Below are 21,193 nucleotides of genomic sequence, written 5' to 3' on the forward strand. Positions count from 1 at the left end.
CCACGAGGAGAACAACATGCCCTTCGACTTTCACGACAAGACCGTGCTGGTCACTGGCGCGGCGTCCGGTATCGGGCTGGCGATCGCGCGGGCGTTTCTCGATGCGGGCGCTCGCGTGCTGGCGACCGACATCGACGAGGTGGCGCTCGCAGCGGTGCCGGTGCCGGAAGCGTCGGATCGGCGCTGGTTCGCCCGGCGGCTCGATGCGGCATCCGCTACGGAGATCGCGGTGTTCATGAAGGCCGTCGAGCAGGAGTTCGGCGCGCTGGACGCACTGATCAACAACGCCGGACTGGCACGGCTCGAGCCGATCGCCGACCTCAGCGAAGCGGCGATCGACCTGCAGTTCGCCGTCCTGCTCAAGGGGCCGATGCTGGCCGCGCGCCACGCCTTGCCGCTGCTCGCGCGCAGCGGCGGCAGCATCGTCAACATCGCGTCGATCGCGGCCATCATCCAGGCCGGCGGCCATGCCTGCTACAGCGCCTGCAAGGCCGGCCTGGTCAAGTTCACCCGCGATCTGGTGAAGGAACAGCCGAACATCCGGAGCAACGTGATTCTGCCGGGCTTCATCGATACGCCGATCCTGCGGGCCTACGGCGAGGGCGAGGCATTGGCGCGGATCAAGCGCGACGTCGCGCAGCGGGTGCCGCTCGGCAGGCTGGGGTCTGCGCAGGACATCGCCGACGCGGCGCTGTTTCTGTGTTCCGACCGCGCCCGCTACGTGTCGGGCGCCGCACTGGTCGTCGACGGCGGCGTGACCTGTACCAGCCTGGAGAACATGTAGGCGGACGCGCGCACCGGGCGTGCCCCTCTTTCGGGTGGGGCGGGGGTGGCCCTGCCACCCTAAGCTCGGGCAAAACGGGGCATTGCCCATCACATCAGCGAGGAGAACCGAATGCCGACCACGGCGCGCCACTGGTATTACAACCAGCCTCCCAAGGGCGACATCGATGCGCAGACGCTGGTCCTGCGGTCGGAGCCGGTGCCGGCGCTCGAGGACGGCGAGTTCCTGATCCGCGCGGTCTACATGTCGCTGGATGCGACCCATCGCCTGTGGATCGGCGAGTGGGACATCTACATGGATCGCATCCCGCTGGGCGAGCGCATGCGCGGCTTTCTCGTCGGCGAAGTCGTCGAATCGCGCCACGCCGGCTACCAGGCGGGCGACCGGGTTGTCGGTCTGGGCACCTGGTCGGAGTATCTCGTCGACGACGGTTCCGCCTTCCAGAAGCTGCCGCCGCTGCCGGGCCTGCCGCTGGCCGATGCCTTCGGCGTGCTCACCGTGGCCGGTCCGACGGCGCTGGTCGGCCTGATGGAGATCGGCAAGCCCAAGCCGGGCGACACCGTGGTCGTCACCGCCGCGGCCGGTGCGGTGGGCATGCTCGTCGGTCAGATCGCCAAGATCCACGGCTGCCGCACGATCGGCGTCGCCGGCGGCCGCGAGAAGTGCGACTGGCTCAAGCGCGAGATGGGCTATGACGAGGTCGTCGACTACAAGAACGAGAACGTCGTCGAGCGGCTGAAGGCGCTGGCGCCCGGCGGCGTCGATGTGCATTTCGAGAACGTCGGCGGCGACGTGCTCGATGCCGGCCTCACGGTGATGAAGGACTTCGGCCGGGTGGTGATCTGCGGACTGATCTCCACCTACAACGCCTCGGGGCCGGTGCCGGGACCGTACATGTTCCGCAATCTGATCATGCGGCGGCTGACGGTGCAGGGCTTCGTGATTCTGGATTATCTGGACCGCTATCCGGAGTTCCAGCAGAAGCTCGCCGGCTGGATGCTCGAAGGCCGGCTCAAGTATCGTCTGCACGTGGTCGACGGCATCGAGAATGCCGTCGATGCGCTCAAGCTGCTGTACAGCGGCGGCAACAACGGCAAGGTGATGGTCCGCATCGGACCGGATCCCGGCTGACGCGAACGACGCAGACGGCGCGCCACGGCAGGCAGCCGAGGAGGTGGCGGACATGCAGGGCAGCCCCAGGCGCCGCAATGCGGCGATCGACTCGGTGGCGGCGGGCATCGCCAACGATCCGCAGTACGGCGGCGCGGAAGGCGCGCTGCGCACGCACGTGCTCCGTCACGAGCCGCTGGAACGGCTCAAGCAGCATCAGCGGGTCCCTCTGGTCATCGTCCGCGGCCCCGCCGGTTTCGGCAAGACCACGCTGCTGCGCCAGTACTCGCAGTTCCGCGCCGACCAGGGCGACCGCATCGCCTGGGCGCGCATGGACGCGCAGGCCACCGACACCACGCAGTTTCTGCGCCTGCTCTGCGATGCGGTCGACGGCTTCGACGAACACCAGCGCCAGCGTCGCGTGCGCAGCGACCCGCGTCCGCCGACCCTGCAGAACCTGGCGCGCACCCTGCAGCGCATCGACGGCGCCGGCCTGGTCGTCGTCGACAACTTCGAGCAGGCCTTCACCGACGGCCTCGAGGGTGTGCTGGCGCAGATCGTGCGGCTGCTGCCGTCCGGGGTGCAGCTGTGCCTGGGCACGCGCGTGCTGCCCGGCGGCCGTCTGGCCGGACTGCAGCTGCGCGAGCAGGTGGTGATCGTCGACGAGGACGAGCTGCGCTTCCGTCCCGCGGAAAGCCACGAGTTCTTCCGCGAGTTCGCCGACCTGTCGCCGCGCGAGATCGACGACATCCACGCCAGTACCGACGGCTGGCCGGCTGCATTGCAGTGCTACCGCCTGTGCCTGCGGCGCGGTCGTCGCCATCGCAGTCTGGCGCGTGCCGGCAAGGGCGTGACCAGCGACCTGATCGACTTTCTGGCGACCGAGGTCTTCGAGCATCTGGCGACGGACCTTCAGGCCGCACTGTTCGATCTGAGCGTGCCGGAGAAGATCAGCAGCTCGCTGGTCGAACATCTCACCGGCGTCGAGGACGGCGAGCAGCTGATCCGCCGCATCGAACGTGCCGGCCTGTTCCTCGCCAATACCGATCTCGAAGGCCGCTGGTACCGCTTCCACAACCTGTTCCGGCGCTTTTTGCTCGCGCGCATGCGCCGCGAGGTGTCGGAAGCCGAGCTGCGACAGCGCCATCGCTGCGTCGCCGACTGGTACGCCGAGCACGGCTACCGCGAGGAGGCGATCCAGCACGCCATCGAGGCCGGCGACCATCCGCGCGCGCTGGACCTGCTGACCGGTGTCATCGATCACCTGCTGGCACAGGAACGCCTCGCGCTGATCGAGCGTTACGTCGACGCGCTGCCCGTCGAGCTGATGCTCGACTGCGAGAACGTTGCCTCGGCGGCAATCATCGCCTACGGCTACCGGCGCGCCTTCGACAAGGCCAACCGGCTGATCGAGGCGCGCGCGCAGCGTCTGGGCGCCAACGGCGACGCCCATGCCCGCGCCGTGCACGACTACGCGCAGCTGTTCGTACTCGCGGCGCAGGACCGCATCCAGGAGCTCGGCGAGCGCGCGCTCGACGCCAGCACGCGACTGGACGAGCGCGACGGCTTCCAGTACGCGGTGACGCTGAACGCGCGGGCGATGCAGCTGTGCGCGCAGTCGGATTTCGAGCAGGCGCGCGGCCTGCTGTTGCGTGCGCGTCCGCTGCACGACCGCGACGGCTTCCTGTTCGGGCAGGCCTATCAGGAGGCCATCTACAGCATGACCCTGAGCGCCGAGGCGCACATCGCCGAGGCGGTGCGGGGCCTGGGGGCGGCACTGCGGCGCACCGAGGAGGAAGCCCATGGTTCGGTGACTGCCGGCTCGGTGCTGGCGATGTACCTGGCCGATGGTTACTACGAACAGAACCGCATTCCGGAAGCCGAAACCCTGCTCAACGAGTACGGGCCGCTGGCGGAGAAGCAGGTCATCGTCGACTCGCTCGGCGTGATGTACCTGGTGCAGGCGCGCATCGCGATGAACCGCGGCGATGCCGCCGCGGCCGAACACGTGCTCGAGCGTGCGCTCTACGCGGGATACCAGCACGGCTTCCAGCGACTGGTCGGCTATGCCCAGGCCGAACGGGTGCGCCTGTCCACGCTCGGCGGCGATCTGGACCTCGCCGAGCGGCGGCTGCGCGAGTTCGATGTCGCGCGCTTCTCCGCGGACGCCGCACTGATGTTCCATGCCGGCGAGACGGAGGCGCATACCGTCACCTGGGCGCGGCTGATGATCCGGCTCGGGCGGCTGTCCGAGGCGCGCACCGAGCTGCAGTGGGCCCTGCGCATCGCGCGCAGCCGCCGGCGCCGGCGCCGCGAGCTCAAGCTGCTGGTCATGCTGGCGCTGGCGCACCAGGCGGAAGGCCACGCAAACCTGGCGCGACGCGCGCTGCTCGATGCACTGGAAATCGGCCTGCCGCGGCAGTTCGTCCGTGCGCTGCTCGACGAGGGGCCACCGGCGCTGGCGCTGCTGCGCGATCTCCGGCGCTGTTTCGACACGCTGCCCGACATCGCACGCCAGGAGGCCGTGCTGGCCGACCTCGATCATCTGCTCGCCGAAGCCGGCGAGCCCGGGCCCAGCCTGCTGCGGCCGGTGGCGCCGCCGCTGGATGCGCAGGGCGGGCTGCTGGAGTCGCTGACCAACAAGGAACGCCGCTTGCTCACCTATGTCGCCATGGGCCTGTCCAACAAGGATCTGGCCGAGCGCCTGTCGGTGTCGACCAATACCGTGAAGTGGCATCTGCGCAACATCTTCGAAAAGCTGCAGATCAACAACCGCATGCAGGCGGTGGCGGTGGCCCGACAGCTCGGGCTGGTCGAGTAGGGGGACCGGCGAAGGGGTCTGCGCGCGGGACGGGGTGCAGATCAATTCTTTCGGGTGGGGTGCCGCGGGTGGCTTTGGCCGAGTCTTCTCCCAGCAATGCGCACGACAGCGCAACGGAGGAGACGCACTTGAAAGTCCTGATCACGGAAAACCTGCGCATCGACCTGGACAGCGAGCAGTGGGAGTGCCGCCACTGCGGCGGCGTGCTGCACCCGGCGCGCGACAACTACAAGCGCGGTCTGCTGGTCTACAACCGCGATCCGCGCGAGATCCACAAGCCGCTGCTCGATCCGTCGAAGTACACGCTCACCTACTCGCCGAACCCCGAGTGGTGCCGGATCCTGGAGTACTACTGCCGGCACTGCGGCGCGATGATCGAGACCGAGTACCTGCCGCCGGGCCACCCGCCGGTGCGCGACATCGAGCTGGACATCGATGCCCTCAAGGCCCAGTGGAAGGACCGCCCGGAGGTTGCCGAGGCCCCCATCGGCAGCGATCCGCCGCGCAAGGTGCACAGCCACGACCACGGAGCGCACCGGTGAAGCGCGTCTCGGTGGATATCGGTGGCACCTTCACCGACTGCTTCGTCGCCTGGGAAAACCGCTACGTCGAGAGCAAGGCGCTGACGACGCATCACAACCTCGCGCTAGGTTTCAACGAGGCGCTGAAGAACGCCTGCGCCGAGCTGCAGCTCGACGAGCGTCAGCTGCTGTCACAGGTCGATTCGGTGCGCTACGCGACGACGCTCGGCACCAACGCGCTGATCGAGCGCAAGGGTCCGCGCCTGGGCCTGCTGACGACGGCGGGCTTCCGCAGCTCGGTGCCGCTGGCGCGCGCCAAGGGTTACGGCGTCGGCCTGCCGCACAAGCAGCAGATGGACGTGCCGAACGCCCAGCGTCCCGATCCCATCGTGCCGATTCCGATGATTCTCGACGTGCGCGAACGCGTCGACTACGACGGTGACGTCGTGCTCGGTCTCGACGAGGACGATCTGCGCGACAAGATGCGCCAGCTCGTCGACAAGGGCGCCGAGGTCATCTGCGTCGTGTTCGCCAACTCGGTCGTCAATCCGGTGCACGAGCTGCGCGTGCGCGAGATCTTCCTCGAGGAGTATCCGGGGCATCTGCTCGGGGCGGTGCCGATCCTGCTGTCGCACCAGGTGGCCGGACGCAAGGGCGAGTACGTGCGCGCGATGTCGACGATCATGGACGGCTTCCTGCACCAGGTGATGTATCACGGCCTCGGCACGCTGGAGCTGAACCTGCGCGGCGCCGGCTACGACAAGCCGATGCTGGTCAACCACAACTCCGGCGGCATGGCGCAGCTCAACTCGACCGATGCCCTGCAGACGGTGCATTCCGGTCCGGTGTCGGGCATCGCCGCGAGCGAGCACCTCGCGCTGCAGGCGGAGCTCGGCAACATCGTCGCCACCGACATGGGCGGCACCAGCTTCGACATCGGCATCGTCGTCGAGGGCGGCGTCAAGCACTACGACTTCAACCCGGTGATCGAGCGCTGGATGGTCAGCGTGCCGATGGTGCACCTGGTGACGCTGGGGGCGGGTGGCGGATCGATCTGCCGCTACGACCGCATGTTCAAGACCATCCAGGTCGGTCCCGAGAGTGCGGGGTCCGATCCCGGACCCGCATGCTACGACCGCGGCGGCATGAACCCGACGGTCACCGACGCCGATCTGCTGCTCGGCTATCTCGACCCGAAGAACTACGCCAACGGCTACATCCCGCTCAATCCGCGTCGCGCCAAGCAGGCCTACGAGGACCTGTGCGACGAGCTGGACATGGAGCTGGTCGAGGTCGCCAAGCTGGTCAAGCAGACGGTCGACACCAACATGGCCAACGGCATCGCCCGCGAACTGCGCACGCGTGGCTACGAGCCGCACAACTTCACGACGCTGGCCTATGGCGGCAACGGCCCGCTGCATGCCTGCGGCATCGCGCGGGCGCTGGGCGTGAAGACGATCCTCGCGCCGCCGTTCGCGTCGGTGTTCTCCGCCTGCGGTGCGGGCAACATGAGCCAGTTGCACATCCACGAGATGAGCACCTGGACGACGCTGTTCGACGCCAACCAGCGCAGGTTCTTCACCGACTATCCGCGCTTCAACCGCATCGTCGAGGAGCTGGAGCGGCGTGGGCGCGAGGACCTGGTCCGCCAGGGCTTCGCCGACGACGAGATCGGCTATCGCCTGGAACTGGACATGCGCTACGGCAACCAGCGCGTCGAGACCGCGGTCGTCACCGACCTGAACCGGGTCAGCTCGCCGGAGGACGTGCTCAAGCTGATCGAGCAGTTCCACACGCGCTACGGCGAGCGCTTCGGCAAGGGCAGCCAGACGCCCGAAGCAGGCGTGCGCATCAACACCATCCGCGTGTGCTCGTTCGTGCAGCACCCGGGCATCACCTTCAAGGGCATCAAGCCGAACGGACATGCGCTGCCGGCGCCGGCGCCAGTCGGCGAGCGCGTGTGCCACTTCGTCGGCCACGACCAGGGCATCACGACGCCGATCTACGACGAGGCCGCGCTGGCGGCCGGCACCACGATCGACGGCCCCGCCATCGTCGTCACCCGCGCGACGACCTACCTGATCGAGCCGGGCTGGCGCTACCAGGCGGCGGCGCAGAACGCGGTGTGGTTCACGCAGATCAATTAGAGGAGAACGACATGGATGACATCCGCCCGAGCGCCGCCCAGCAGGCCTTGATCGACGAATTCCTCGATCAGAACAAGCTGTTCCTCGCCCCCGATCCGGCGATCATGGAGAACCACCGCATCGAGCCGCGGTCGGCGATCGAGGACGAGCTGCTGAACAGCGGCCGCATCGACGCGCACAAGATCAACGAGGTGCGCGGTCTGGTCGTCGCGGCACTCGACGAAAGCCACACGATGATCGAGCAGATGGGTGTGGCCCCCGGTGCGAAGTGGGGCGACATGACCACCGCGATCTTCACCGCGAGCGGCGACCTGTCGATGATCGCGCCGCATGGCGTCGGCGGCTTCGCCGCCGCGGTGTTCTACCCGATCAAGTTCATCAACAAGTACTGGGCGAACGAGCCCACGGTCGGCGTGCGCGACGGCGATGGCTTCATTCACAACGACGCCCGCTACGGCGGCATCCACAACACCGACCAGTCGATGATGATGCCGGTGTTCTGGAAGGGGAAGCTGGTCTGCTGGCTGTCCGCGACCATCCACGAAGGGGAGAACGGCTCCTGCGAGCCGGGCGGCATGCCGGCGGCCGCCGAGAGCAAGTATGACGAAGGCCTGAAGATGCCGCCGTTCCGCGTCGCCGAGAACGGCGAGCTCAAGCGCGACCTGGTGACCTTCCTGCAGAACTCGGTGCGCGATCCCAAGCTGCAGCTCGAGGACATGAAGGTGCGCCTGCACTCGGTGCTGCGCCTGCGCGAGCGCATCCTCAAGGTGCTGGAGGAGCATGGCGAGGAGGCGCTGATCGCCACGCTGCGCCAGCACATCGAGGACGTCGTCGAGGAGGTGAAGCGCCGCATCCGCGAGCTGCCGGACGGCACGACGCGCACGGTCTCCTTCGCCGACTCGACGCTGCGCGAGAACGCGATGCTCAAGCTGAACATGGCGATCACCGTGAAGGGTGACCGCATGATCGTCGACATGCGCGGGTCCTCGCCGGAGCTGCTGAACCGCTCGATCAATGCCTGCCAGGCCTCGTTCAAGACGATGCTGTTCACCGGCTACATGCAGAACATCTGGCCGGACCTGCCGTTCACGATGGCGGTGTTCACGCCGTTCGACTTCATCTTCGACGACAAGTCGCTGATCAACGGCTCCTTCGAGACGCCGCAGGCGATGAGCCTGATCCCGCTGTTCAAGACCATGACCATCGCCTGCATCCCGATGGCCAAGCTCGGCTACAGCCTGCCGCACCGCTATACCGCGACGGTCGCGCCGCAGTACGACCAGCCGGCGACGCTGATCTACGGCGGCCTGACCCAGCACGGCGAGTACGTCGGCAACTTCTGCGCCGACATCAACGGCATGGGGCAGGGCGGACGCGCGCACCGTGACGGCGAGCATTCGGTGTCGCCGCCGTTCGCCGCGCACTGCGACCTCGGCGAGATCGAGCTGCAGGAGGAAGACCTGCCGATGATCCGCCTCGGCGCCTTCACGCTGGCCAAGGATCGCGTCGGCTTCGGCAAGTACCGCAGCGGCCTCGGCTACGAGCAGATCCACACCTACCGCAAGTCCGGCCTGTGGGGTTTCATGACCGGCTGCTCGGGCTCGCTGTTCTCGTCGGCGCAGCCGCTGTTCGGCGGCTATGCCTCGCCGACCTATCCGCTGTGCAAGGTCAAGGGCATCAACATCTTCGAGGTGCTCAAGGACAAGCCGGAGCTGTTCAGCTTCGACATCATCGACATCATGAACACGCAGCCGTTCGAGGGCGCGAGCTACTCGACGCACGACATGGGCATGACCTTCGAGCTGGCCGCGCCTGGCGAGCTGTACATGATGTGCCAGGGCTCCGGCGGCGGTTACGGCGACGTGCTGCAGCGCGATCCGGCGCTGGTGATGAAGGACATCGAGGAAGACCTGATCTCGCACGACACCGCGCGCGAAATCTTCAAGGTGGCCTTCGATCCCCAGACCCTGATGCTGGACGAAGCGGCGACACAGGCCGCGCGCGACGCCGAGCGCAAGGCGCGCCTCGCGCGCGGCGTGCCCTACGACGCGTTCGTGCAGACCTGGACCACCCCGGAGCCGCCGGCGCACCTGCCGTTCATGGGCTGCTGGGACGATCCGGACGAGGTCTACGGCGTGATGATGGGCCAGCGCGTGAAGATGGAAGGCAAGGCCCTGCAGAGTCAGTTCATGCTCAATCCCAAGGACGTGCAGATCGCCGGCCTGCAGGCCGAACTGAAGGCGGCCAAGGACGAGCTGGAGCAGTGCCGGCAGCAGTCGCGCTGAAGGGGCATCGGCGATGACGGTCGAAGGGGAGCTGCTGTGGACGCCGCGGCCCGAGTTCGCCGAGGCGAGCAACGTCGCGCGCTTCCAGCGCTGGCTGCGACGCGAGCGCGGGCTGGATCTCCCTGACTACGACGCGCTGTGGCGCTGGTCGGTGAACGAGATCGAAGCCTTCTGGGGCGCAGTGTGGGACTACTTCGACGTGCAGTCGTCGACGCCGTATCACGCGGTGCTCAGCGAGCGGCGCATGCGCGGCGCGAAGTGGTTCGAAGGCTCGCAGCTCAACTACGCCGAGCACCTGCTGCGCCACGAGGCCGAGGCGCCGGAGCGGATCGCGCTGCATCACCTGTCGGAGCTGCGGCCGCTCGCACGCATGAGCGTGGCCGAGCTGGGAGGGCAGGTGCGGCGGCTGGCGACGGCCTTGCGCGAGCTGGGTATCGGCCCCGGCGACCGTGTGGTCTCGTACCTGCCGAACATCGCCGAAACCGCGGTCGCGATGATGGCGACGATGGCCGTCGGCGCGGTGTGGTCGTCGGCCGCGCCGGAGTTCGGCGTGCAGACCGTGGTCGACCGCTTCGCGCAGATCGAGCCGAAGCTGCTGTTCGCGGCCGACGGCTACCGCTTCGGCGGCAAGGACTTCTCGCGCACGGCCGAGGTCCGGCGCATCGCCGAGGCCTTGCCATCGCTGCAGACCGTCGTCTGGCTGCCGTACCTGGATGCGGGTGCCGCGGCGCCGGTGGCGCAGGCGCGAAGCTGGGCGTCACTGCTCGACCGCCCTGCGGTCGCGCGCGAGGCGTTCCGTTACGAGCGCGTGCCTTACGATCATCCGCTGTGGGTGCTGTTCTCCTCGGGCACGACCGGCCTGCCGAAGGCGATCGTCCACAGCCACGTCGGCGCGCTGCTCGAACACCTCAAGCTCACGCATTTCCACTTCGGGCTCGGTCCCGATTCGGCGATGTTCTTCTACAGCACGACCGGCTGGGTGATGTGGAACCTGGTGCTGTCGTCGCTGCTGACCGGCGGTGCGGCGGTGCTCTACGACGGCAGCCCCGCGCATCCGCAGCCCGACCTGCTGTGGAAGCTCGCGGCGGATACCGGCACGACCTTCTTCGGCGCCAGCCCGACCTTCATCCAGATGATGGAGAAGGCGGGTCTCAGGCCCGGCGAGCGTTTCGACCTGTCGAAGCTCGACGCGATCATGGTCGGCGGCTCGCCGTCGACGCCGGAGACCTTTGCCTGGCTGTACGACTGCGTGAAGCGCGATCTGTGGGTCACCTCGCAGTCGGGCGGCACCGAGATCGCCAGCGGCTTCGTCGGCGCCTCGCCGACGCTGCCGGTCTACGCCGGCGAAATCCAGCGGCGCATGCTGGGCATGGACGTGCATGCCTGGAGCGACGATGGCGAGGAGCTGGTCGACGAGGTCGGCGAGCTTGTCGTCACCCGTCCGTTTCCGTCGGCGCCGCTGTACTTCTGGAACGACACCGATGGTCGCCGCTACCAGGAGGCCTACTTCGACGTGTTCCACGGTCCCGACGGCGAGGACGTCTGGCGGCACGGCGACTTCATCAAGATCAACGCGCGCGGCGGCTGCTACATCTACGGGCGCAGCGACTCGACGCTGAACCGCTACGGCGTGCGCATCGGCACCGCCGAGATCTACCGCGCCGTGGAGCAGATCGAAGGCATCGCCGACAGCCTGATCGTCTGCTGCGAGCAGTCCGGTGGGCGCTTCTACATGCCGCTGTTCGTGCGACTCAAGGACGGGGCGGTGCTCGACGAGACGATGATCCGCGCGATCAACGCGCGCCTGCGCCAGGACTGCAGCCCGCGCCATGTGCCGGACGAGATTCTCGTCGTGCCGCAGATTCCGTACACGCTCACCGGCAAGAAGATGGAGGTGCCGGTGCGCAAGCTGCTGATGGGCTGGCCGCTGGAGAAGGCGGCGAGCCGCGACGCGATGATGAACCCGGCGGCGATCGAGCCCTTCGTCGCGCTCGCCGGGCGTCTCGCCGCAGCGCGGTAAGGGCGGTTTCCGCAACTCGCCGCCGGTGATGGCGGTGCGTGCCTATAATCGGGCGGTCCCTGCGCGACATCGGCGGGATCGTTCCGTAACCATCCTTTCCTGGAGCCCCGCATGCCGTACCGCTCGGCCTTCCGCCCGGACCTATTCGCCGGCCAGACCCTCGTCGTTACCGGTGGCGGCTCCGGCATCGGGCGCTGCACTGCGCACGAGCTGGCGGCCCTCGGCGCCCACGTCGTCATCACCGGCCGCAAGCAGGAGAAGCTGGATGCGGTGCTCGCCGAAATCCGCGAGGACGGCGGCGAGGCGTCGAGCTATGCCTTCGACATCCGCGACGAAGAGGCGGTGAGCGCGAACATCGCGCAGATCGTCAAGGACCGCGGCCGCATCCACGGCCTGGTCAACAACGCCGGCGGCCAGTACCCGATGCCGCTGGCGATGATCAGCAAGAAGGGCTGGGACGCCGTCGTCGCCAACAATCTCACCGGCGGCTTTCTCGTCGCGCGCGAGACCTACAAGCAGTGCATGAAGCAGCACGGCGGCGCGATCGTGAACATGATCGCGGACATGTGGGGCGGCATGCCCGGCATGGGCCACAGCGGCGCCGCGCGCGCCGGCATGCTCAACTTCACCGAGACCGCGGCGATCGAATGGGGCGTGTCCGGCGTGCGCGTGAACGCGGTCGCGCCCGGCTTCGTCGCCTCCAGCGGCATGGATCACTACGACCCGGCATTCGCCAAGGAAGTGATTCCCAAGCTCTCGGGCCTCGCGCCGCTCAAGCGCATGGCCGAGGAGGCCGAGGTCAGCAGCGCCATCGTGTTCCTGCTGTGCGAGGCGGCGGCCTTCGTGACCGGTACCTGCATCAAGATCGACGGTGGCGCGAGCCTGGGCATGGGGCCGTTTCCGCTGCTCGATCACGATCGCTCGAAGCCATACGACGGCTTCCATCGAGCGGTCCGGCCCAAGGCTGTCAACTAGCCTTTGAGGCTCGCGCGGCGGCGATCGCGGACATTAGCGGCGTGCGGTCGAAGTACACCTCGTTGCGGCGGATGCGGCCCTCGGCGTCCAGCTGCACCAGGCAGACGCCGACCACCTCGAGCACGTGCGCGCCGACCGGAATCGACGCCCGCCACTTGTTGAGGAAGCCATCCTCCATCGGGATGCCTTCGATCTGCTTCCAGACCCACGCCGGGTTGTAGGCGAGCAGCTTGCGGAAATAGGCGAGCAGTGCCGGCTTGCCGCGGACACCGTCCGGTGCGCCGGGGTCGAGATAGAACGCATCGTCGGCGTAGAACGCGGCAAGACGCTCAGGATCGTTGCCGGTCCACGCGGGTAGCCAGCGTTCGGCGAAGGACCGCGCCTCGGCGGCAGTCAGGGCTTTCATGGTGGGTAGTCTCCGTCGTCTGGGAGAGGGCGAAATCCGGTGTGCGGGCAAGAAGAAGCGGTGTGACGCTTGCGCCGCCCCCCTCAGCGAACGCGCCGCGTGCGAGCGGGCGCGGGGGCGGGCGTGGATGCTGCCGATGCCGCGCCGCCGGCGCTGACGGCGCGCACGCAGAACTCGCAGATCGCCTGTGTCAGTCGGTCGCGATCCTTGACGCGCTCGGCGCGTGGCGCGATCGGTCCGACCAGGGCTTCGGTATAGGCGCCGACGATGCACGCGGCGCTGGCGTCGAGATCCTGCGGCGGAAACTCGCCGGCCTCGATCCCTTGCCTGAGGATGGTCTTGAACACGTCGCCGAGCCGCTGGCGCACGCGGATGCGCGCGGTGTCGACCTCCGGCTCGGCCGGTTCGGCAATGAATGCGTAGGCGAGTCCCGGCCCGGTGAGCGCACGGCGGGTGAAGCATTCGACGGCCGCGTACAGGCGCTGCCGGGCCGTTCCGCTTCCCTCGGCGATGGCGTTGAGCAGTTCGATCTCGTGGCCGACCGCGGCTTCGAGCACCTCGATGAACAATTCGGCCTTCGAGCGGAAGTAGCGGTAGATCATGCCGGTCGACATACCGGCTTCTGCGGCCACGGCAGCGATCTGCGCCTCGCGGTAGCCGCCGGCCGCGACCAGGCGTCGCGCGGCCGCGAGGATGCGCTCGCGGTTGCTCGCGAGCCGCTCTTCCATCAGCGGGGAACGGCGGTAGGCCATGGCGGGAGTCTGTAATGAAGTGAGCCGATATTCAAGAAATGAATTGAGCTTCACGTATTGCGAGGCCTTGAGTAGGATGGCCGCTCCCTTCCAGAGCGGCCGGCACGCCGGCAACACGACATGCCCATCATCGAATCGAAGGTCGACACCGGCAGCGCGCAGTTCAAGCAGAACCGCGAGGGCATGCTCCGGCAGATCGACGAGTGGCGCGCCATCGAGGCCAAGGGTCGCAAGGAAGAAGAATCCAAGCGCGACCGCTATCACCAGCGCGGCCAGATCCTGCCGCGCGAGCGTGTGCACCTGATGCTCGATCGCGGCTCGCCGTGGCTGGAACTGTCGACGCTCGCCGGCTACAAGATGCACGACGACAAGGACGGTTCGCTGGCCGGCGGCAACAACATCATCGGCATCGGTTACGTCTCCGGCGTGCGCTGCATGGTCTCGGCGTCGAATTCGGCGATCAAGGGCGGCACGATGACGCCGTGGGGCGTGCAGAAGGGCCTGCGCATCCAGGACATCGCGCTGCAGCAGAAGCTGCCGGTGATCTCGATGATCGAGTCGGGTGGCGCCAATCTGCTGTACCAGGCCGAGGTGTTCATCCCGGGCGGCAAGACCTTCGCCAACCAGTGCCGCCTGTCGGCCGCGGGCATCCCGCAGGTCACCGTCGTGCATGGGTCGAGCACGGCCGGCGGCGCCTACATGCCCGGCCTGTCGGACTACGTGGTGATGGTGCGCAAACGCGCCAAGGTGTTCCTCGCCGGGCCGCCGCTGCTCAAGGCCGCCACCGGCGAGATCGCCGACGACGAGGACCTGGGTGGTGCCGAGATGCACTGCCAGGTGGCCGGCACCTCGGAGTTCATCGCCGAGAACGACGCCGACGGCATCCGCATTGCCCGCGAGATCGTCGCCAACCTGAACTGGAACGCGCAGCGACCGAAGCTCGAGCTGCGCAAGGTCGCAGCGCCGCTGTACGACATCGACGAGCTTTGCGGCGTGGTGTCGCCGGACTACCGCAAGCCCTTCGATTGCCGGGAGGTCATCGCGCGCATCGTCGACGGCTCGGAGTTCCTCGAGTTCAAGAACGAGTACGACCAGCAGACCATCTGCGGCCGCGCGGTCCTGCACGGGCACCAGATCGGCATCATCTCGAACAACGGACCGATCACGACCAAGGGCGCGACCAAGGCCGGCCAGTTCATCCAGCTGTGCTGCCAGGCGAACATCCCGATCGTGTACCTGATGAACACGACCGGCTACATGGTCGGCACGGAGTCCGAGCAGGGCGGCATCGTCAAGCACGGCAGCAAGATGATCCAGGCCGTCGCCAACGCCACCGTGCCGCAGCTCACGATCGTCATGGGCGGGTCCTTCGGCGCCGGCAACTACGGCATGTGCGGCCGCGGTTTCGGTCCGCACTTCATCTTCGCGTGGCCGAACTCGCGTACCTCGGTGATGGGCGGCGAGCAGGCGGCCGGCGTGATGGAGATCATCACGCGCGAGAAGTGGTCCAAGTCCGGCAAGCAGATGTCCGAGGCCGACGAGAAGATGCTGGCATCGATCCGCCAGAACATCGTCGACCAGTTCGACCGCGAGTCCCACGCCTTCGCCGCGACCGCGCGCCTGTTCGACGACGGCCTGATCGATCCGCGCGACACCCGCAAGGTGCTCGGCCTGTGCTTGTCGGTGTGCCGCGAGGCGCAGGCGCGCCAGACCTTCCCCAACAGTTTCGGCGTCGCACGCCTGTAGGAGCGACCATGCAGTACACCCACGAACACCAGCAGCTGTTCGACACGACCAAGGCTTTCGTCGACAACGAGATCAATCCGCACGCCGCCGAGTGGGAGAAGGCCGGGCTGTGGCCGGCGCGCGAAGTGCTCAGGAAGATGGGTGCGCTCGGGCTGCTCGGCATCAGCAAGCCGGAAGAGGTCGGCGGCCTGGGGCTCGACTACAGCTACCAGGTCGCGTTCGCAGAAGCGCTCGGCCACTGCAAGGTCGGTGGCCTGCCGATGGCGATCGGCGTGCAGACGGACATGGCGACGCCGGCGCTGGCGCGTTACGGCAACGACTATCTCAAGCAGAACTTCCTGAAGCCGGCCGTCGCCGGCGAGATGGTCGCCTGCATCGGCGTCAGCGAGCCGGGCGCGGGCTCGGATGTCGCCGGCATCAAGACCACGGCCGTGCGCGAAGGCGACGAGTACGTCATCAACGGCCAGAAGATGTGGATCACCAACGGTACCCAGGGCGACTGGGTGTGCCTGCTGGTCAACACCGACGAGTCGAAGGACGGCAGCCGTCACGGCAACAAGTCGCTGATCGTCGTTCCGCTCGACGCCAAGGGCATCGACCGCCGGACCAAGCTCGACAAGCTGGGCCAGCGTTCGAGCGATACCGCGATCATCTTCTTCGACAACGTGCGCGTGCCGGCGCGTCACCTGATCGGCGAACCGGGCAAGGGCTTCGTCTACCAGATGCAGCAGTTCCAGGAGGAGCGCCTGTTCCTGTCGGCGAGCATCCTCGCATCGATGCAGCAGTGCATCGACACGACCGCGGACTACACGCGCCAGCGCGCCGCCTTCGGCCAGACCGTTCTCGACAACCAGTACGTGCAGTTCCGGCTTGCCGAGCTGTCGACGGAAGTCGAGGCCTGCCGGGCACTGGTGTACCGCGCGACCGAGGACCTGATCGCCGGTCGCGACGTCACCCTCACGGCGTCGATGGCCAAGCTGAAGACGGCGCGTGTCGCGCGCGAGGTGGCGGACGGCTGCCTGCAGTTCTGGGGCGGCCAGGGCTACATGTGGGACAACCCGGTCAGCCAGTTCTACCGTGACCTGCGCCTGCACTCGATCGGCGGCGGCGCCGACGAGATCATGCTCGGCATCATCAGCAAGCGCCTGGGTTACGGCGGCAAGCGCAAGGCCTGAGCCGATGGATCTTCCCGAAACGACGACGCTGCTGCTGCGCCGCGAGAGCGGCGTGCTGCACCTGACGCTCAACCGTCCGGACGCGCGCAACGCGCTCAACGCGACCATGGTCGCCGAGCTCAATGCCGTCTTCGACGCGATTGCCGCGGATGCGACGATCCGCGTGGTCGTGCTGCGCGGTGCCGACGGCCACTTCTGCGCCGGCGCCGATCTCAAGGAGATGATGGCCGGCGGCCTGAAGGCGCCGACGGCCGGCGAAGCCGATCCGGTCGAACGCTGGTCGCGCAGCTTCGGCGCCATGCTGCGCAAGGCCGGCAGCCTGCCGGCGGTGCTGATCGCGGTCTGCGAGGGTGCGGTGCTCGGCGGCGGCTTCGGCTTCGCCTGCGTCTCCGACATTGCCCTGGCGCATCGCGAGGCGAAATTCGGCATGCCGGAAACCACGCGCGGCCTGCCGCCGGCACAGATCGCGCCGTTCGTCGTCGAGCGCATCGGCCTGACGCAGGCGCGACGCCTGTGCCTGACCGGTGCGCAGTTCCGCGGCAGCGAGGCGCTGGCGCTCGGACTCGTGCACGCGTGCTTCGATGACGAAGCCGGGCTGCAGGCGCAACTCGCGGACACCCTGCAGCAGGTGCTGCGCTGCGCGCCGCAGGCCAACGCGGTCACCAAGGACATCATCCTCAAGGTCGCGCGCATGGACATGGATGCCGTGCTCGACGATGCGGCGGCGAAGTTCGCGGTCTGCGTGCGCGGCGCGGAGGCCCCGGAGGGCATCGCGGCGTTCATGCAGAAGCGTCAGCCGCGCTGGGCATCATGATCCTTCGTCACTGCGGTCGCGGCGGCGCGCGCACACGTCGAGTCCGCCGGACCTTTCCTTTCTCGTGCCGTGCCAAGACCATTGCGTTAACCGTTCTCAAGCCATGACAAAGACCCGATTCGACAAGGTGCTGGTGGCCAACCGCGGCGAGATCGCGGTGCGCGTGATCCGCGGGGCCAGGCGCCTCGGCTACCGCACGGTTGCGGTCTACAGCGAGGCGGATGCCGATGCGCTGCACGTGCTCGAGGCCGACGAGGCGGTGTGCATCGGCCCGGCGCCGGCAGCGGAATCGTACCTGCGGATCGATCGCATCATCGACGCCGCCCGGACCGCGGGTGCGCAGGCGATTCACCCGGGCTATGGCTTTCTGTCCGAGCGCGAGGCCTTCGCCCAGGCAGTGCAGGATGCGGGACTGGTCTTCGTCGGCCCGGACCCGGCCTCGATCGAGGCGATGGGCAACAAGTCGGCCTCGAAGATCCGCATGATCGCGGCCGGCGTGCCCTGCGTACCGGGCTACCAGGGCGACGACCAGTCGGACGACACGCTGGTGGCCGAGGCCGTGAGGGCCGGCCTGCCGGTGATGATCAAGGCGGCGGCGGGCGGTGGCGGCCGCGGCATGCGCCTCGTGCACGAGGAGGGGGCGCTGCTCGAGAACATCCGCTCCGCGCGCAGCGAGGCTGAGAATGCCTTCGGCTCCGGGCAGCTGCTGGTCGAGAAAGCGGTGATGGACGCGCGGCACGTCGAGATCCAGGTCTTCGGCGATCGTCACGGCAATGTCGTCCATCTCGGCGAACGCGACTGCTCGGTGCAGCGCCGCAACCAGAAGGTCGTCGAGGAAGCGCCGAGCCCGGCCGTGGACGAGGCGCTGCGCGCGAAGATGGGCGCGGCGGCGGTCGCGGCGGCCAAGGCGGTGAACTACGTCGGCGCCGGCACCGTGGAGTTCATGCTGGCGCGCGACGGCGCGTTCTACTTCCTCGAGATGAACACGCGCCTGCAGGTCGAGCATCCGGTGACGGAGCTGGTCTACGACGTCGACCTGGTCGAATGGCAGTTGCGCGTCGCCCAGGGCGAGCCGCTGCCGATGACGCAGGACGAGGTGCTCGCGCGCCGTCGCGGCTGGGCTATCGAGGTCCGGCTGTGCGCGGAAGACCCGCTGCAGAACTACCTGCCGCAGACCGGCACCGTGCTCGGCTGGCGGGCGCCCTCCGGCGCCGGCATCCGCGTCGACAGCTATCTGCAGGAAGCCCAGCGCATCAGCCCGTACTACGACTCGATGCAGGCGAAACTGATCGCCTGGGGCGAGGACCGGGAAACGGCGCGCAGCCGCCTGATCCATGCGCTGGACGAAACGAAGCTGCTCGGCGTGGTCAGCAACAAGGAATACCTGCGTCGCATCGTCGCGCACGCGGCATTCGCCGGCGGCGACTTCTCGACCGGATTCATCGGCCAGCATTTCCCGGCCGAAGCCGTGGCACAGATGCAGCCCGACCTGCGGCATTTCGCCCTGGCCGCCGTGGCGCTGTACATGGACGATGCGTTCGCGCTCGCCGAGGCGCACGGGCTGGCGCCGGAGTTCATCGGCTGGCACAGCTCGCACGAGTCGCCGGCGGACTATCGCCTGAAGTGGCGCGAGCAGACGCGCGACCTCGACGTCCTCGTCCACGACGGGCATGTCTTCACGATCGTGACCGACGGGCAGACCATCGTCGTCGACGTGGTCCGCAATCTCGCGCACGAGTTCCACTACGTCTGCGACGGTGTGCAGGGCAAGGCCCGCACCGCGCGCGACGGCGGATCGATGTGGCTCGATGCCGAAGGTGCGGTCTACTGCTACGAGGATGTCACGCTCGCGCCGGTGGCCGCCGCCGCCGCGGGGTCGGACGGCCGTCTGCTCGCGCATTCGGACGGCAAGGTCGTCGCCGTCCACGTCCAGGTCGGCGATGTCGTCGCCAAGGGGCAGACGCTCGCGGTGCTGGAGGCGATGAAGATGGAGTTCCAGCTCGCGCTGCCGGTGTCCGGCAAGGTCACGGCCGTGAGCGTCGAGGCCGGCCAGCAGGTGAAGAACCGCCAGCTGCTGGTCGAGGTCCAGCCGCAGGACGACTGAAACGTCCGGCGTGTCCGCCCCCTGAGAACGAAGAACCCCGCGCAAGGCGGGGTTCTTCGTTTGCGGCAGCCGCGGGCTACTCGATGACCGTCAGCTCCACGCGACGGTTCTCTTCGCGGCCGTCCTCGGTGTCGTTGCTGGCGATCGGCTGGCTCTCACCGTAGCCGACCGGGCGCATGCGCCGTCCGGTGATGCCGCGGCCTTCGAGGTAGGCCTTGACCGCGACGGCGCGGCGCTCGGACAGGCCGAGGTTGTAGTTGTCGGTGCCGACGGCGTCGGTATGTCCTTCGAGCTCGACGTCGAGGTTGGGGTAGGCCTGCAGCGTCGCCGCGACCTCGTTGAGGATCTCGCGGGCCGCCGGCGTCAGGCGGTCGGAGTCGAACTCGAACTTGACGCCGCGCAGGATGAAGCTGCGATCGATTGCGCAGCCGTTGGCGTCGACCTGTTCGCCCGGGCGCGGCTTGCGGCAGTCGCCTTCGAGCGCGCAGCCGTTCGGCAGCACCTTGGCACCCGGCGGCGAGTTCGGGCACTCGTCGAGGTAATCCGGGATGCCGTCGCCGTCGGAGTCGAGCGGGCAGCCGTCGGGACCGACCGGCAGACCCGGCGGCGAATCGGGGCAGCGGTCGAGGCCGTCGGGCACGCCGTCGCCGTCCGCATCGAGCGGGCAGCCTTCCGCGTTGACCTGCGCGCCGGGCGGCGTGTTCGGGCAGCGGTCGAGGCTGTCGGGCACGCCGTCGCCGTCGCTGTCGAGTTCGCAGCCGTCCTGGCCGACGAGTACGCCCTTGGGCGTGTTCGGGCAGCGGTCGAGGTAGTCGGGCACGCCGTCCTGGTCGAGGTCGGTCGGGCAGCCGTCCGAATAGACGGCCACACCCGGCGGCGTGTCCGGGCACTTGTCGAGCGCGTCCGGCACGCCGTCGCCATCGGCGTCGTAGGGGTCGGCGCCGAACTTGTAGCTGACGCCGAGCCCGGTGGTCCAGATGTAGAAGGTGTCGTCCGGAACGGTGACGTTGTTCTCGGTCTTCTCGCTGATGAAATCGAGGTTGTAGCGCACGTCCAGGCGCGCATCCCAGCGCGGCGCCAGCTTGAACAGGGCACCGCCGCCAACGGCGACGCCGGCACCGTCCAGTCCCACGCCGAGAAAGTCGACGCTGTGCAGGTTGCCGTTGGCAAGCAGGAACGGACGGATATTCGCGGTGTCGCGCGCGAAGTAGCCCAGCAGGTTCACGCCGAGCGCCAGGCGCTCGTACTTGTTCTCCGCTGGCAGGTCACTGACATCGAGCGCGCTGTAGTTCAGATCGAGCTCGAGTCCGAAGAACGGCGAGACGTTCTTGCCGAAGACGAGTCCGCCGAGCGGTCCGGCGTCCAGCCCTTCGGAATCGGCGAAGACGCCACCGATCATCGGCGCGATGTAGAAGCGGTCATCGAACTCCTTGGCGTGAGCGCCGGTGGCCGCGGTACCCATGAGGACTGCTGCGGCGGCGAGCCAGGCATGCTTCGACATCTGACGATCTCCCGATCCCTGAAGAGGCGCCG

Annotated in this window: 15 protein-coding genes; 12 read left to right on the top strand and 3 right to left on the bottom strand. The window is 68.0% G+C overall.

The window, feature by feature from the left end:
* The first annotated feature begins 16 nt into the window (after positions 1 to 16).
* From C8D93_RS09920 to C8D93_RS09955, 8 genes are all read left to right on the top strand, one after another.
* Positions 17 to 784 carry an SDR family NAD(P)-dependent oxidoreductase gene (locus C8D93_RS09920; RefSeq protein ID WP_110265022.1) on the top strand — a complete coding sequence of 256 codons (768 nt, stop codon included), beginning with the start codon at positions 17 to 19 and terminating at the stop codon, positions 782 to 784.
* 111 nt (positions 785 to 895) lie between these two features.
* Positions 896 to 1,915, top strand: a complete 1,020-nt coding sequence (locus C8D93_RS09925; RefSeq protein ID WP_110265023.1) for an NADP-dependent oxidoreductase — start codon at positions 896 to 898, stop codon at positions 1,913 to 1,915.
* Between the two features lie 52 nt (positions 1,916 to 1,967).
* Complete coding sequence (locus tag C8D93_RS09930; protein WP_110265024.1) at positions 1,968 to 4,715, top strand: winged helix-turn-helix domain-containing protein; 2,748 nt, start codon at positions 1,968 to 1,970, stop codon at positions 4,713 to 4,715.
* A 128-nt stretch (positions 4,716 to 4,843) separates the two neighbouring features.
* Positions 4,844 to 5,257: an acetone carboxylase subunit gamma gene (locus tag C8D93_RS09935; RefSeq protein WP_110265025.1), complete on the top strand. Its 414-nt coding sequence runs from the start codon at positions 4,844 to 4,846 to the stop codon at positions 5,255 to 5,257.
* Positions 5,254 to 7,383: a hydantoinase/oxoprolinase family protein gene (locus C8D93_RS09940; protein WP_110265026.1), complete on the top strand. Its 2,130-nt coding sequence runs from the start codon at positions 5,254 to 5,256 to the stop codon at positions 7,381 to 7,383. The genes C8D93_RS09935 and C8D93_RS09940 overlap by 4 nt, the downstream gene beginning before the upstream one ends.
* Positions 7,384 to 7,394: 11 nt before the next feature.
* The gene (locus C8D93_RS09945; RefSeq protein WP_110265027.1) at positions 7,395 to 9,668 is read left to right on the top strand and encodes a hydantoinase B/oxoprolinase family protein; all 2,274 of its coding nucleotides are present in this window, start codon (positions 7,395 to 7,397) and stop codon (positions 9,666 to 9,668) included.
* A gap of 13 nt (positions 9,669 to 9,681) precedes the next feature.
* The gene (locus tag C8D93_RS09950; RefSeq protein ID WP_110265028.1) at positions 9,682 to 11,688 is read left to right on the top strand and encodes an acetoacetate--CoA ligase; all 2,007 of its coding nucleotides are present in this window, start codon (positions 9,682 to 9,684) and stop codon (positions 11,686 to 11,688) included.
* 111 nt (positions 11,689 to 11,799) lie between these two features.
* A complete protein-coding gene (locus C8D93_RS09955; protein WP_110265029.1) occupies positions 11,800 to 12,663 on the top strand; it encodes an SDR family oxidoreductase in 864 nt (287 codons plus the stop codon).
* Here the strand turns inward: C8D93_RS09955 and C8D93_RS09960 are convergent.
* The gene (locus C8D93_RS09960) at positions 12,656 to 13,069 is read right to left on the bottom strand and encodes a YybH family protein (protein ID WP_110265030.1); all 414 of its coding nucleotides are present in this window, start codon (positions 13,067 to 13,069) and stop codon (positions 12,656 to 12,658) included. The two genes, C8D93_RS09955 and C8D93_RS09960, sit on opposite strands and share 8 nt — an antisense overlap.
* An 83-nt stretch (positions 13,070 to 13,152) precedes the next feature.
* Positions 13,153 to 13,821, bottom strand: coding sequence for a TetR/AcrR family transcriptional regulator (locus C8D93_RS09965; RefSeq protein ID WP_110265031.1), 669 nt, complete (start codon positions 13,819 to 13,821; stop codon positions 13,153 to 13,155).
* Between the two features lie 120 nt (positions 13,822 to 13,941).
* Here C8D93_RS09965 and C8D93_RS09970 point away from each other — a divergent pair, with 120 nt between their 5' ends.
* The 4 genes from C8D93_RS09970 to C8D93_RS09985 all read left to right on the top strand — a co-directional run bounded on the left by C8D93_RS09970 (position 13,942) and on the right by C8D93_RS09985 (position 19,660).
* Positions 13,942 to 15,567, top strand: coding sequence for an acyl-CoA carboxylase subunit beta (locus C8D93_RS09970; protein ID WP_110265032.1), 1,626 nt, complete (start codon positions 13,942 to 13,944; stop codon positions 15,565 to 15,567).
* A gap of 8 nt (positions 15,568 to 15,575) precedes the next feature.
* Positions 15,576 to 16,742: an acyl-CoA dehydrogenase family protein gene (locus C8D93_RS09975; RefSeq protein WP_110265033.1), complete on the top strand. Its 1,167-nt coding sequence runs from the start codon at positions 15,576 to 15,578 to the stop codon at positions 16,740 to 16,742.
* Between the two features lie 4 nt (positions 16,743 to 16,746).
* Complete coding sequence (locus C8D93_RS09980; RefSeq protein ID WP_110265034.1) at positions 16,747 to 17,556, top strand: enoyl-CoA hydratase/isomerase family protein; 810 nt, start codon at positions 16,747 to 16,749, stop codon at positions 17,554 to 17,556.
* A gap of 103 nt (positions 17,557 to 17,659) precedes the next feature.
* Positions 17,660 to 19,660: an acetyl/propionyl/methylcrotonyl-CoA carboxylase subunit alpha gene (locus C8D93_RS09985; RefSeq protein ID WP_110265035.1), complete on the top strand. Its 2,001-nt coding sequence runs from the start codon at positions 17,660 to 17,662 to the stop codon at positions 19,658 to 19,660.
* Between the two features lie 76 nt (positions 19,661 to 19,736).
* Here the strand turns inward: C8D93_RS09985 and C8D93_RS09990 are convergent, their stop codons facing one another.
* Complete coding sequence (locus tag C8D93_RS09990) at positions 19,737 to 21,161, bottom strand: OmpA family protein (RefSeq protein WP_110265036.1); 1,425 nt, start codon at positions 21,159 to 21,161, stop codon at positions 19,737 to 19,739.
* Between the last annotated feature and the right edge of the window lie 32 nt (positions 21,162 to 21,193).

The organism is Sinimarinibacterium flocculans (genome assembly GCF_003201205.1).
Taxonomy (GTDB): domain Bacteria; phylum Pseudomonadota; class Gammaproteobacteria; order Nevskiales; family Nevskiaceae; genus Solimonas; species Solimonas flocculans.

Excerpts from the sequence above, each read along its gene's own strand:
- C8D93_RS09925 (WP_110265023.1), top strand. The coding sequence starts at position 896 with ATGCCGACCACGGCGCGCCACTGGTATTACAACCAGCCTCCCAAGGGC.
- C8D93_RS09945 (WP_110265027.1), top strand. The coding sequence starts at position 7,395 with ATGGATGACATCCGCCCGAGCGCCGCCCAGCAGGCCTTGATCGACGAA.
- C8D93_RS09985 (WP_110265035.1), top strand. The coding sequence starts at position 17,660 with ATGACAAAGACCCGATTCGACAAGGTGCTGGTGGCCAACCGCGGCGAG.
- C8D93_RS09980 (WP_110265034.1), top strand. The coding sequence starts at position 16,747 with ATGGATCTTCCCGAAACGACGACGCTGCTGCTGCGCCGCGAGAGCGGC.
- C8D93_RS09960 (WP_110265030.1), bottom strand. The coding sequence starts at position 13,069 with ATGAAAGCCCTGACTGCCGCCGAGGCGCGGTCCTTCGCCGAACGCTGG.
- C8D93_RS09920 (WP_110265022.1), top strand. The coding sequence starts at position 17 with ATGCCCTTCGACTTTCACGACAAGACCGTGCTGGTCACTGGCGCGGCG.
- C8D93_RS09970 (WP_110265032.1), top strand. The coding sequence starts at position 13,942 with ATGCCCATCATCGAATCGAAGGTCGACACCGGCAGCGCGCAGTTCAAG.
- C8D93_RS09950 (WP_110265028.1), top strand. The coding sequence starts at position 9,682 with ATGACGGTCGAAGGGGAGCTGCTGTGGACGCCGCGGCCCGAGTTCGCC.
- C8D93_RS09975 (WP_110265033.1), top strand. The coding sequence starts at position 15,576 with ATGCAGTACACCCACGAACACCAGCAGCTGTTCGACACGACCAAGGCT.
- C8D93_RS09930 (WP_110265024.1), top strand. The coding sequence starts at position 1,968 with ATGCAGGGCAGCCCCAGGCGCCGCAATGCGGCGATCGACTCGGTGGCG.
- C8D93_RS09990 (WP_110265036.1), bottom strand. The coding sequence starts at position 21,161 with ATGTCGAAGCATGCCTGGCTCGCCGCCGCAGCAGTCCTCATGGGTACC.
- C8D93_RS09965 (WP_110265031.1), bottom strand. The coding sequence starts at position 13,821 with ATGGCCTACCGCCGTTCCCCGCTGATGGAAGAGCGGCTCGCGAGCAAC.
- C8D93_RS09955 (WP_110265029.1), top strand. The coding sequence starts at position 11,800 with ATGCCGTACCGCTCGGCCTTCCGCCCGGACCTATTCGCCGGCCAGACC.